At 55.2% G+C, this 11,938-nt stretch carries 14 protein-coding genes; 10 read left to right on the forward strand and 4 right to left on the reverse strand.

Features of this window, described 5'->3' with window-relative positions; all coding sequences use genetic code 11:
- Position 1 precedes the first annotated feature (1 nt).
- The 3 genes from AC2D8V_RS12680 to AC2D8V_RS12690 are packed head-to-tail and all read right to left on the reverse strand — an operon-like array spanning position 2 to position 2,886.
- Entirely contained in the window at positions 2-1,396 is a 1,395-nt protein-coding gene (locus tag AC2D8V_RS12680; RefSeq protein WP_484733939.1) for an MATE family efflux transporter, read from the reverse strand.
- Positions 1,393-2,130 (reverse strand): amino acid ABC transporter permease, encoded by a 738-nt coding sequence (locus AC2D8V_RS12685; protein ID WP_484733940.1) that lies wholly within the window; start codon positions 2,128-2,130, stop codon positions 1,393-1,395. Before AC2D8V_RS12685 ends, AC2D8V_RS12680 begins: the two co-directional genes overlap by 4 nt.
- A 9-nt stretch (positions 2,131-2,139) precedes the next feature.
- Positions 2,140-2,886 carry an amino acid ABC transporter ATP-binding protein gene (locus tag AC2D8V_RS12690; RefSeq protein WP_484733941.1) on the reverse strand — a complete coding sequence of 249 codons (747 nt, stop codon included), beginning with the start codon at positions 2,884-2,886 and terminating at the stop codon, positions 2,140-2,142.
- Between the two features lie 121 nt (positions 2,887-3,007).
- On the opposite strand from AC2D8V_RS12690, the gene AC2D8V_RS12695 reads away from it, so the two are divergent.
- The 3 genes from AC2D8V_RS12695 to AC2D8V_RS12705 all read left to right on the forward strand — a co-directional run bounded on the left by AC2D8V_RS12695 (position 3,008) and on the right by AC2D8V_RS12705 (position 4,903).
- Entirely contained in the window at positions 3,008-3,787 is a 780-nt protein-coding gene (locus tag AC2D8V_RS12695; RefSeq protein ID WP_484733942.1) for a transporter substrate-binding domain-containing protein, read from the forward strand.
- Between the two features lie 73 nt (positions 3,788-3,860).
- Positions 3,861-4,517, forward strand: coding sequence for a glutathione S-transferase family protein (locus AC2D8V_RS12700; protein WP_484733943.1), 657 nt, complete (start codon positions 3,861-3,863; stop codon positions 4,515-4,517).
- 5 nt (positions 4,518-4,522) lie between these two features.
- Complete coding sequence (locus tag AC2D8V_RS12705; RefSeq protein ID WP_484733944.1) at positions 4,523-4,903, forward strand: VOC family protein; 381 nt, start codon at positions 4,523-4,525, stop codon at positions 4,901-4,903.
- Between the two features lie 14 nt (positions 4,904-4,917).
- On the opposite strand, the gene cysK is transcribed toward AC2D8V_RS12705, so the two are convergent.
- Positions 4,918-5,997, reverse strand: coding sequence for a cysteine synthase A (cysK, locus tag AC2D8V_RS12710; RefSeq protein ID WP_484733945.1), 1,080 nt, complete (start codon positions 5,995-5,997; stop codon positions 4,918-4,920).
- 242 nt (positions 5,998-6,239) lie between these two features.
- On the opposite strand from cysK, the gene AC2D8V_RS12715 reads away from it, so the two are divergent.
- From AC2D8V_RS12715 to AC2D8V_RS12745, 7 genes are all read left to right on the forward strand, one after another.
- A complete protein-coding gene (locus AC2D8V_RS12715) occupies positions 6,240-6,728 on the forward strand; it encodes a 2'-5' RNA ligase family protein (RefSeq protein WP_484733946.1) in 489 nt (162 codons plus the stop codon).
- 141 nt (positions 6,729-6,869) lie between these two features.
- The gene (locus tag AC2D8V_RS12720) at positions 6,870-8,165 is read left to right on the forward strand and encodes an extracellular solute-binding protein (RefSeq protein ID WP_484733947.1); all 1,296 of its coding nucleotides are present in this window, start codon (positions 6,870-6,872) and stop codon (positions 8,163-8,165) included.
- An 82-nt stretch (positions 8,166-8,247) separates the two neighbouring features.
- A complete protein-coding gene (locus tag AC2D8V_RS12725) occupies positions 8,248-9,126 on the forward strand; it encodes an ABC transporter permease subunit (protein ID WP_484733948.1) in 879 nt (292 codons plus the stop codon).
- The gene (locus tag AC2D8V_RS12730) at positions 9,126-9,971 is read left to right on the forward strand and encodes an ABC transporter permease subunit (RefSeq protein ID WP_484733949.1); all 846 of its coding nucleotides are present in this window, start codon (positions 9,126-9,128) and stop codon (positions 9,969-9,971) included. The genes AC2D8V_RS12725 and AC2D8V_RS12730 overlap by 1 nt, the downstream gene beginning before the upstream one ends.
- Positions 9,971-11,047 (forward strand): sn-glycerol-3-phosphate ABC transporter ATP-binding protein UgpC, encoded by a 1,077-nt coding sequence (gene ugpC / locus AC2D8V_RS12735; RefSeq protein WP_484733950.1) that lies wholly within the window; start codon positions 9,971-9,973, stop codon positions 11,045-11,047. Before AC2D8V_RS12730 ends, ugpC begins: the two co-directional genes overlap by 1 nt.
- 7 nt (positions 11,048-11,054) lie before the next feature.
- Complete coding sequence (locus tag AC2D8V_RS12740; RefSeq protein ID WP_484733951.1) at positions 11,055-11,690, forward strand: ABC transporter permease; 636 nt, start codon at positions 11,055-11,057, stop codon at positions 11,688-11,690.
- Positions 11,687-11,896: a hypothetical protein gene (locus AC2D8V_RS12745; protein ID WP_484733952.1), complete on the forward strand. Its 210-nt coding sequence runs from the start codon at positions 11,687-11,689 to the stop codon at positions 11,894-11,896. Before AC2D8V_RS12740 ends, AC2D8V_RS12745 begins: the two co-directional genes overlap by 4 nt.
- The last annotated feature ends 42 nt before the right edge of the window (positions 11,897-11,938 follow it).

Raw genomic sequence — 11,938 nt, forward strand, 5'->3', positions numbered from 1 at the left:
CTTAGCTTGACGGTTGAGTTGCGCGTGGTGTTTTGCTGAACAGGAAAACGTCATTCTGACGTGCGACGTGGTGCACGATGACCATCGCGATGACCCAGCCGGAAAAGACTGCTGTGCCAATCCCAAACCAGACGCCCCAGACGTCAAAGTCAAGCAGCCCGACAAAGACCCAGATAAAGAACGCGACGCCAAACCCTTGGCGGTAGATGCTGATCCAGAGAGTCCAGACAGGCTTCTTTAGTGCCTGCAAAATCGAATTGATGGAAAACAGCATCAGGTAGACAGGAAACAGAAAGCCATCGACCTTCAGATAGCTGGCGCCGACCGCGATCACCTGATCGTCAGCGGTAAAGAGCGCCATTGCATATTTGCCAAAGAACCAAAGGGCTGGGGTGGCTATCATGCTCATGGCAAAGCCGACTTTCCAACAAAACAATAACGCATCACGCACGCGGTCGTAGGCTTGTGCACCATAGTTCTGTCCTGCGATGGGCAAAAGTGCACCCGTCATCCCCAGAACAGGCAGCAGGAGAATTTGCTCGATCCGCAGCGCGACGCCATAGGCCGCTATCGCGTGTTCGCCAAAACCCTTAAGCGCGAACTGCACCACAAACCCTGATATGAACATGACCATGATCGCAGCGCTTGCCGGTAGAAGTTGACCGGTAATGGCCTGAAAGCACCCGGTATCGGGCCAGAATTCGGTCGGTCGAACGTTTTCCATCGTCCCCAGCGCGAACACGCGGTAGAGAATGAAAAGCATGACGCCGGTCTGGCTGACGATAGTTGCAAGGGCAATGCCGTTAAACCCCATGCCGCTCCAATAGCCAGGAATGCCAAATATAAACAAAGGGTTGAGCCCGACGTTTGCAATGAAAGCGGCCATCAGCGCACGCTGCATCGATCTGGTGTCGCCGTGGGCTTGTAGGATGCCGTTGGCACCGTAGGCCATCAAAAAACCGGGCAACGCAAAGATCAGCCATTTAAAGTACCGTTGCGCCGCATCTCGGTAGCCGCCGGGTTCGGATACCAGATTAATGAGCATCGGTCCGGCAACAAAGCCCACTGCCATCAGCGCCAGTGTTGCAAGCGCACCGTAGCTGATGCCTTGCGCCGCGAGACCACGGGCCGCCCGCTGGTTGCCGCCGCCTTTTTCGTTGGAAACCAGCGCGCTGAGCGCGGATTGCAGGCCGAAGCCAACAGCCATCAGAATGAAGAACGCCTGAAAGCCAATGGCCAGCCCTGCCTGTGCTTCAGTCGAGATGCGACCGGCAAAAAACGTGTCCACGACGTTGTAGAGCGTGGCAAACAGCATCCCCAAGGCTGCAGGAATTGCCAGCGTAATGAAATGCTGGCGCATCGGGCCTTTGGTGAGGTCTTCGTTTGTCTGTTTCATATCTCGCTGCTTTGCATGCGACGTTCCAGCCAGCGGACCCCCGCGGATACGATCAGGATCAGGACGAGATATTCAAGGACGAGTATAGTGTAGATTTCTAGCGGACGGTATTCTGACACCACCAGTTCATTGGCTTTGCGGGTCAGTTCCTGCATTCCGATCACTGAAACTAGGGACGACATTTTCAACATATAAACCAGTTGGTTGCCCAAGGCGGGAAGAATGCGACGAATGGCTTGTGGCAGGATAATAAAGCGCATCGTATCCCGGTAATTGAGCGAGATTGACTGCGCCGCCTCGTACTGTCCCTTGGCAATCGATTGAATGCCCGCGCGGAAAATCTCAGCCTGAAAAGCGCTGTCGGACAAGGCCAGTGCCAGCACCCCGGCCCAGAACACGCTTAAGGTCAGACCGGTCAGTGTTGGCAGGCCATAGTAGACCCAGAGGATCAGTACCAGAATGGGTACCGCGCGAACAACTTCGACATAGGTGCGGTTGAAGGTGCGCCATCCCTTCTTGCGCGACAAACCGGGCAGGGCGACAAGCAAACCGACGATGACCGAAATTGAAATCGCTGTAACCGATAGCAGGATCGTATAGTAGGCACCGGTTGCCATGAAACGCAGGTTGTTCATGCCGCCCGTTGTGGTCGGGTCGACGACGTACCATCCCCAGTTGCCGGAACAACCGGTCAAAAACAGAAGCGATGTTACCAACAAGAGGATGGGTCTCATTGCAGTGCCTCAGTGGTTCAGAATTTGCTTGATGAACGTGGCGAACCGTTCGGACTTGGGCGAGGTGAACACGTCTTCTGTCCGACCGACTTCAACGATCTCGCCTTGATCCATGAAAACCATGCGGTCTGCTACGCGCCGGGCAAAGCCCATCTCGTGGGTCACGACAACCATGGTCATACCGCTCTGGGCAAGTTCGGCCATCACGTCCAGCACTTCGGCAATCATCTCGGGGTCCAGCGCCGAGGTCGGTTCGTCGAAGAGCATGATACTGGGCTCCATGCACAGCGAACGTGCAATGGCGACGCGCTGTTGTTGTCCGCCTGAGAGTTGGCGTGGCAGCTTTGCGGCTTGATCGGGGATGCGGACGCGCTCAAGGTATTTCATTGCCCGGGCCTCTGCGTCGCGCGCTGACAAACCCAAAACCCGCTGTGGACCCAGCGTGAGGTTTTCGAGAACGGTCAGGTGAGGAAACAGGTTAAACTGCTGAAACACCATTCCGACTTTTCCGCGGATCTGTTCAAGTGTCCTGGCGTCCCCGGTTAATAGCGTGCCGTCCACACGAATGTCGCCACTTTCATGTGCTTCAAGTCGGTTGATACAGCGGATAAGCGTGGATTTACCTGAACCGGACGGGCCACATACGACAACCCGTTCGCCGAGTGAAACGCTGAGAGAAACGTCTTTGAGAGCCTGAAAATCCCCGAAATACTTCGACACATTTGTCATGCTGATCAATGTGTCGGCAGGTGTCATGGGTGAAATCCTCAAATCACGGAGACATTACCCCGAAACCGGGAAAACCGGCACGACCTGCTTTGCATTCACTGGGCGGTCTGTCAAACTATGTTTCAAGTACACACGAAAAGGGAAACTCATGAAATTTCTTAAATCTTTGGCAGCCGTGGCAGTGATCGCCTTGGCTGGAACACAAGCTTCCGCGCAGTCTGCATTGAACGAAATCCTGTCCGAAGGTGTGTTGAAAGTTGGCACAACTGGCGACTGGAACCCGATGACCATGCGCGACGTCGCCACCAACAGCTACACGGGCTACGACATTGACGTTATGACCGCGCTTGCGGCGGATCTCGGTGTAGAAGTCGAATTTGTACCAACTGACTGGAAGACGCTGGTCAGCGGTGTGACTTCGGGCCAGTATCACATCACAGGGTCTGCGTCGGTATCGCCCAGCCGCGCAAAAGCCGCCGGATATTCCGACAGCTACTTTTCATTGGTGACCGTGCCGCTGACGCTCAAGAAGAACGAAGGGCGCTTCAGCAGCTGGGATGATCTGAACAAGGGCGACGTCTCTGTCGCAGCCACACTGGGTACAACCCAAGAACAGCAGGTCAAGCAGTTCTTTCCCGACGCAGAGCACCGCATCGTCGAAGCACCTGCACGTGATTTTCAAGAAGTTCTTGCAGGCCGTGCGGACGCCAATATCACTTCGAACGTCGAGGCCAACAAGCTCGTGGCACAATACGACCAGTTGATGATCGTTCCGGTGGCAGCGGGCCGCGCGCCAACGCCGATTGCCATGCTGCTCCCGCAAGCGGATCAAGTCTGGATCAACTACGTCAACACCTGGATCACCTTGAAGCAGGAACAGGGCTTTTTCGACGAGCTTGGCAAAAAGTGGCAGTTGCTGGCTGAATAAGCGACGGCTGGTAAGATGATAGTAGGCCGGCCGGTGCCCCCCGGTCGGCCTTTTTTATGACGAAAGCGGTGCGATGCTGACAATTTACACTGTGCCAGTTGCCCTTTATTGCGCGAAATTGCGGATTCTGATGCGACACAAGGGTATTTCCTGGCAGGAATTGCCACCCCCGGGTGGCTATGGATCAGCGGAATACAAGGCAATCGTGCCTTCCGGTAACCTGCCTGCGATGATCCATGACGGGTTTATGCTGGCAGATTCAGAAGCAATTGCGGAATACCTCGACGAGGCCTTCCCAAAAGTACCAATGCTGCCGGACACAGTGCAGTTGCGCGCCAAGGCGCGCGAAAAGAGCCGCCTGCACGACACGCGTCTTGAGCCGGCTGTGCGCGCGCTTTATCCGCAAGTGGCCCACCAATCACGGGATCAGGGCGCTGTCCGGCTGGGTGGCGATGCGATCAGCAAGCATCTTGCGGCCTTGTCCCTGTTGCTGCTGAACGACCCGCTGGATGGTGAAAAGCTGTGGTTGTGCGATTGCGGATTTGCAGTAACTTTCGAATGGATTGAAGCATTTGAGACGGCAATGGGGTTAGAGGTCGTCTGGCCGGAAAACGTGTTGTCCTACCGCGCATCACTTGGGCGTTTTGCCGCCGTGGCAAAGGAAATTGACGCCTATCGTCCGGCAATGACGGACTACCTTAAAAAGGCCTACCCAGACACGCAGGAGTAAACGCCATGCCCATCAATCGCCTTGATCATGTAAATCTGCGCACGACGCAGTTGTCGGAACTGGTTGCTTGGTACCGCGATGTTCTGGGTTTGCATGAAGGGTGGCGTCCGGATTTCGGCTTTCCGGGCGCGTGGCTTTATGCAGGCGAGCATGCGGTGATCCACCTGGTTGAAATTGATAGCGCGCCAGCTGTCGGGTCAGAGGCGGCCCTGAAACTTGAGCATTTTGCCTTCACCGCCACAGACGCCCCAAATTTTGAGGCTACGTTGCAGCGCCTTGGTGTCGATTACCGCAAAAATGAGGTCCCGTCGGCTGGAACGGTTGCCTACAATATTTGGGATCCGGACGGTAATCACATCCACGTGGATTTCGACACCAAAGGCTAAAACGCGCGCGCCCGCTACGGCATCTGACAGCCCGGCGTCGAGCGAGAAATTTCCAGCTCTTCGTCGTTCATTTCCTCTTCGATTGCCTCAAACAAAGGTGTGCTGAGGTAACGCTCTCCGGTATCGGGAAGCATGCAGAGAATGACCGACCCTTTTGGCGCTGATTTGGCCACTTCCAACGAGACGGAAAAGGTCGATCCGCCGGAAACGCCGGTAAAGATCCCTTCCTTTTGCGCGAGCATCTGCGCGCACTTGATGCCGTCGGGGCCCGCGACCGGTATCAGTTCGTCGTAAAACTTCTTATCGAGCGTTTCCTGCAGCACATTTGGAATGAAGTCGGGCGTCCAGCCCTGAATAGGGTGGGGCTCCCATGACGGGTGACTTTGTGCCGGGGCACCGGAAGCTTCCCGTTCTTGCGCGGTGCCGCTGCCGACAAGCTGCGCGTTTGCAGGCTCGGTCATGATGATCTTGATGTCGGGTCTGTCCCGCCGCAGCACACGCCCCAGGCCGGTGACAGTGCCGCCGGTGCCGTAGCCAGTGACGACATAGTCCAACTGTTGCCCGTCAAAATCCGCAAGGATCTCGCGTGCGGTCGTCGTTTCGTGAATGTCGGCATTCGCTTCGGTTTCGAATTGACGTGCAAGAAACCAGCCGTGTTTCTCGGCCAGCTCTGCGGCCTTGCGATACATGCCGATGCCCTTTTCGGCGCGTGGCGTCAGCACGACCTTGGCGCCGAGCATTCGCATCAGGCGTCGGCGTTCAATCGAAAAACTGTCCGCCATCGTAATGACCAAGGGGTATCCCTTTTGAGCACACACCATGGCCAGCCCGATACCCGTGTTGCCGCTGGTCGCTTCTACAACCGTTTGGCCGGGTTTGAGCGTGCCGTCACGTTCGGCGGCTTCGATAATGTTTACGGCCAGCCGATCCTTTACCGATGCGGCCGGATTGAAGAATTCCGCCTTGACGTAAATGGTGACCCCATCCGGCGCGAGGTTGTTGATCCGGATCGCCGGTGTGTTGCCGATGGTGTCCAAAATGCTGTCGTAGAGGCGACCACGGCCGGAAGTGGTTCGGATACTGTCAGATGCCATTTGAAAACTCCCTAGTCGGGGGCCTGCTTTGCCCTGCTTTCTGGCGGGAAGGCAGGGTATACCGGCTGGCCCTCATAAATTCGCATGTGCCGGATCAATGGCGGCAGCTTGGCATATTCTGTGCTTTTTGCAACATTGGGCCAGAGCGGAGATCAGCTGCAGCAATAGGTGTGTAGGGAAAAGCGATGCACGATCTTGACTGCCCACAAGACCATTCTGTTTGGCTTCGCTTCGCGAGGCCAGTGGAAAGCAGTCTCGGCAACTATGTGAAGGAATTGGCCTCAGCGCGCCAAAGCCCGGCATTCGTGCCACACATTACCTTGTTGGGTGATCTGAAAGGGCCCCCAGCAGCAACTCTGGACCAGTGCCAACGTGTGATTGCGACGTTAGCGCCCGTCACAGCAACGTTCACCGCGCTAGAGCGTGGCGATGCTTTTTTCATGTCTCTCTATTTTGCAGTTTCACTGCCTGCGCTCGTGGTGAAGTTGCGGCGTGACATAAGTGCGGGCTTGCAAGTGCGCCCGCCTCGGTTCGATCCGCATGTCAGTTTGGCCTACGGCGAGGATTCCGGATCATTGACGCAGGAGGTAGAAGCAGCCTTGCGGAGCCAATTTGAAAATCTCCGCGCGCCGATTGCGGCTTTGTCCATTGTTTCTTCCTCTCGGTCCATTCCAATTGCAGAATGGTGCAGCTTGGTTGACCTTTCCGTGGCGCGCGCGCGCTTAGGTTGACAGCGTTGGCACTTCTGTGAATTCTGCTCGTACTGGTATGGATTGCGATAATCTGCTGAGCCTGTCACGGGAACGTCATGCAGCAATCCTAAAAGCCGGAACTGTGAACATTCACAGTTCTTACATATGGGAGACAACTCAATGAGAAGCCTGGTTCTGCTCACGGCAGGTATCACTACTTTTGCATCCGCATCATTCGCGCAAACTGAGATTCAGTTCTGGCATGCGATGGGCGGCCGCTTGGGTGAGGTGGTCGAAGAGATTGCCGAAAAGTACAATGCTAGCCAAGAGGAATACGTTCTGGTTCCGACTTACAAGGGTGGCTACGAAGACACGATGACTGCGGGCATCGCTGCGTTCCGTGCTGGTCAGCAGCCGAACCTGATCCAGATTTTTGACGCGGGCGCCGCGACAATCATCAACGCCCCCGGCGCGACCATCCCGGTCGAGGACCTGATGACCGAAGTCAAAGGCGGATTTGACGGTGACGGCTTTATCGAAGGTGTTCGGTATTTCTATGCCGATAGTGACGGCAAGATGATCGGCATGCCGTTCAACTCTTCCACGCCTCTGTTGTATTACAACAAGGACATCCTTGCAGAAGCAGGCATCGACGCACCACCCTCCACATGGGAGGAGTTCGAAGCCATGGCCCCGAAGATCAAGGAGGCCGGTTATCAGGCGTTGGCACAAAGCCATAGCCCATGGATTTTCTCGGAAAACTTCCACAGCCGCCACAACATTCAGCTGGCAACCGGCAACAACGGCTATGACAGCACCGACGTGGAAATTCTGTACAACAACGACCACATGAAGATGCACTGGTCGAAGGTCAAGGAATGGCTGGATGCGGGCTACTACGGCTTTTACGGCCGTGGCTGGGGCGACAATCAGGATGCCTTTGTTCAGAAGAAAACAGCGATGTGGCTGGGCTCCTCCGGTTCCTTTGGTGGTCTGAAAGCCTCCACCGACTTTGATTTCGGCACAACGTATCTGCCGTATTGGGAGAGCATCACGTCCGAGCCAAAGAGCACGTTTATCGGTGGCGCGGCGCTGTTTGCCATGTCCGGCAAAAGCGACGAGGAAAATGCTGCGACTGCGGACTTCCTTGAGTTCCTGTCCAGCCCTGACATCCAGTATTTCTGGCACAAGGAAACCGGCTATGTGCCGATCACCAATGCAGCCTATGACGTGGCAAAAGACGACGGTTACTACGAATCCACGCCAGACGCAGAGATCGGTATTCTGCAGCTGACACAGCCGGCAGGTGAGTGGACCAAGGGCTACCGTCTTGGCTACTATGTTCAGATCCGCGAAGTGATGTACAAGCACTACGACGACATCTTCTCGGGCAGCGCATCTGTAGATGAGGCATTTGCTGCGATCGAAAAAGAAAGCAACGAACTGCTTGAGCGTTTCGACGCAACGTTCAACTAAGGCGATTGAGCCTGGACCGGCAGCATTTTTGTGCTGCCGGTCAGATCAAAAACAAGAACAAAAGACCAAGGGGACAAGCTGCATGAAGCGCGTTCAATTCGAACACAGCGCCATCCCATACATGTTCATCGCGCCTCAGATCATCATCATCGTGATCTTCTTTCTCTGGCCCGCTGCGCAAGCGATTTACCAGTCGTTTCTGCTGGAGGACGCGTTTGGTCTGTCGTCTCAGTTTGTGTGGTTCCGCAACTACGAAGACACGATTTTTAGTGACGCGTGGCTGCAAGCAGCTGGCTTTACGATCCTTTTCTCGACGCTGGTGACCTTTTTGTCGCTAGCGATTGCCCTGCTGCTGGCGGTGAAGGCCAATGAGGTAATCCGCGGCGCGAGCACGTACAAAACGCTGCTGATGTGGGCTTACGCCATTGCACCGCCGGTCGCCGGGCTGATGGGTAACCTCATGTTCAACCCGCTGATCGGTGACCTTTACAAGCTGATGAATGCGATCGGCTTTGACTTTGACCACAAGCTCGACGCGGTTGATGCCGGTTTCGTTGTTGTCCTGATTTCCGTCTGGAAGCAGGTGAGCGTGAATTTCATCTTTTTCCTGTCCGGGCTGCAGGGTATTCCCAAATCGGTGCAGGAAGCCGCAACGATGGACTGCAACTCGTCGACTCGGCGGTTCTGGACGATTACATTTCCTCTGCTGGCCCCCACGACTTTCTTTTTGATGGTCATCAACATTACCTACGCCTTCTTTGAAACCTTCGGCATTATTGACACGACCACGCAAGGCGCGCCGGGTGGGGCAACGACGACGCTGGTCTTCAAAGTCTTTCAAGACGGTTTCCGAGGCGCGGATATCGGTGGGTCATCGGCCCAGTCCGTTGTGCTGATGATCATGGTTCTTGCGCTGACGGTGATCCAATTCCGGTTCATTGAGAAAAAGGTGCATTACTGATGGAAAAGCACCCGATCTCGACCCATGTCATCCTGATCCTCGGTGCGTTGTTCATGACGTTGCCAGTCTGGATCGCATTTGCCACGTCGACCCACGCGCCAGAGACGATCTTGCGCGAGGGTTTGCAGTTTTGGCCGGGGCCGCATCTTTTGGAGACCTACAACGAGGTGCTGTTCGTTGAAGGCGGCGTGATGAAGAAGGTCACCGCCACCACGATGCTCAAAAACTCAATGATCCTTGGTATCGGGTTTGCTGTTGGCAAGGTGATCATCTCCATGCTGGCTGCCTATGCGATTGTTTATTTCCGTTTCCGTCTTGGCGTGCCGCTCTTCTGGATCATCTTCATGACGCTGTTGCTGCCTTTGGAAGTGCGGATCATACCCTCATACGAGGTGGTTGCGAACTTGGGGATGCTCGACACGCGGGCGGGGCTGATCATACCCTTGATCGCGTCGGCTACGGGGACGTTTTTCTTCCGGCAATTCTTTAAATCCGTTCCGGATGAATTGCTGGAAGCGGCGAAACTTGACGGCGCAAATGCTTGGGGTTTTTTCGTTGATATTCTGGTGCCGCTAAGCAAGACGATGATTGCGGCCATCCTGATTATCATGTTCGTTGTGGGCTGGAACCAGTATCTGTGGCCTCTGATCATGACAACGAAAGAGGAAAACTACACCCTCGTCATTGGCATCAAGCAAATCTATCAGGTGCTGAACGAAGGCGGTGAGTTACCGCAGTTCCAAAAGGCCTTTGCATTGACCATTCTGGCAACACTGCCGCCGGTACTTGTCGTGTTGATCTTCCAAAAATGGTTCGTCAAGGGCCTCGTCGAAAGTGAGAAATAATGGCGCGCGTTGAGCTCAAACAAGTCCGCAAAACCTATCCGAACGGGGCCGAGGCGATCTTTGGCGTGGATATGGATATTCAGGATGGCGAGATGATCGTCTTTGTCGGTCCATCGGGGTGTGGCAAGTCCACGCTGCTTCGGATGGTGGCAGGGTTGGAGTCTGTTACGTCAGGTGAAATCCTGATCGGTGGAAATGTCATTAACGATGTTTCACCGTCGCAGCGCGATGTGGCGATGGTATTTCAGAACTATGCGCTTTACCCGCATATGACTGTCCGCGGTAACCTGTCCTACGGTCTGAAGAACCGTAAAATGCCAGCCGATGAGATTGAAAAACGCATCACTGATGCGGCGCGGATGCTCAAGATAGACCAGTTCCTTGATCGCCAGCCGAACCAGCTTTCCGGTGGTCAACGACAGCGCGTGGCGATGGGCCGGGCGATCGTGCGTGAACCGCAGGTCTTTCTTTTCGACGAACCTCTGTCGAACCTCGACGCCAAACTGCGTGTGCAGATGCGGATCGAGATCAAGAAGCTGCAGCGCCGCATGAATGTAACCTCCATTTACGTGACCCACGACCAGACGGAAGCAATGACGCTGGCGGACAGGCTTGCCGTAATTAACGACGGGCAGGTCGAACAGATGGGCGCACCGATGGAGCTTTATTCCAATCCTGCAACGCTGTTTGTCGCGTCGTTTATTGGTGCGCCGCAGATCAACCTGATGCAGGTGCGCTTTGATGGAACCGTGTTGGTCAACGGTGATGTTAAGTTGCAGGGGTTTTCCGATCTGCCGCGGGATACTGATCTGATGCTGGGCATCCGCCCGGATGTGTTGCGTGTAGACCCGGCAGGCCAGTTCACGATGACCGTCGATCTGGTCGAGCAACACGGCGGAGAAAACCTGATCTACGGTTCGGTCAGTGGCACCCTCGGTGACGACGGAGAGGCGCAGGAATTGTGTCTCAAGGCACCGCAGTCGCTGTTGCCCGCGATAGACGACACGCTGACGCTCAGCTTCGAGCCGAACGATGCTTTCGTATTCAACCAAAAAACTGGAGAGCGGTTGAAGTGATGTGTCCGTGAAGCGGTTTCGCGCGGTTGTTCGGACGCTGATCAACCATGCCATCCTATGCGTCGGGACGACATTTGTTGCCGCGCCACTGGTACTGCTGCTGCTTGCGTCGATGCATGCTTCGGGGGCTATTCCGTCTATCGGAAATGGTTGGGCCTTAAGCCCTCAGGCGGCGGTGCAGAACTATCGTGCCGTCGGTGATCTGGAGGCAGGTTTTACCGGATCGATCACGGCGCTTCAGATGCTGAAGAATTCGATGATCCTTGCCACCGGTATTGCCGTGTTGTCGACCAGCGTATCTCTGGCTGCTGCTTACGCAATCGTCTATTTTCGGCTGCCGCTGGCTGGTTTTCTTTTCTGGTTGTCGATGATGACGCTTTTGCTGCCGCTCGAAGGCCGGTTTGTCACGACATTCGAGGTCGCTGCCACCCTCGGTTTGGTAAACACCTATGGCGGTATGATCCTTCCCGCGCTGGCCATTGCGCTGGGAACTCTTTTTTTTCGCCAGCTCTTTTTGACGTTTCCCGATCAGTACCTTGAAGCAGCAAAGCTTGATGGCGCCGGGCCTTGGCGGTTTTTGTCGATTTTATTCTGCCACTCTCATGGCGTCGTGCCGGGGCGATTTTTGTGGTGGCATTCATGATCGGGTGGCATCAATACCTCTGGCCGCTGATGCTTAGCACGGACGAAACGCACTACACGGTTTTGCGCGGTCTCGAACTTATTGGTCTGCAAAGTGGTCCGGGCATGGCGCTGGCGGTTTTGACCCTGCTGCCACCTTTGCTGCTTGTTGTGATCTTTCAGCGCTATTTCTTTCAGGAACTCGTCACGCAACGTGATGGTCAGTGAGGCTTTGCCTGCTGTACCAACTCACCTATCGTGTCACCTGAC

The organism is Roseobacter sp. YIN89, from assembly GCF_057219365.1.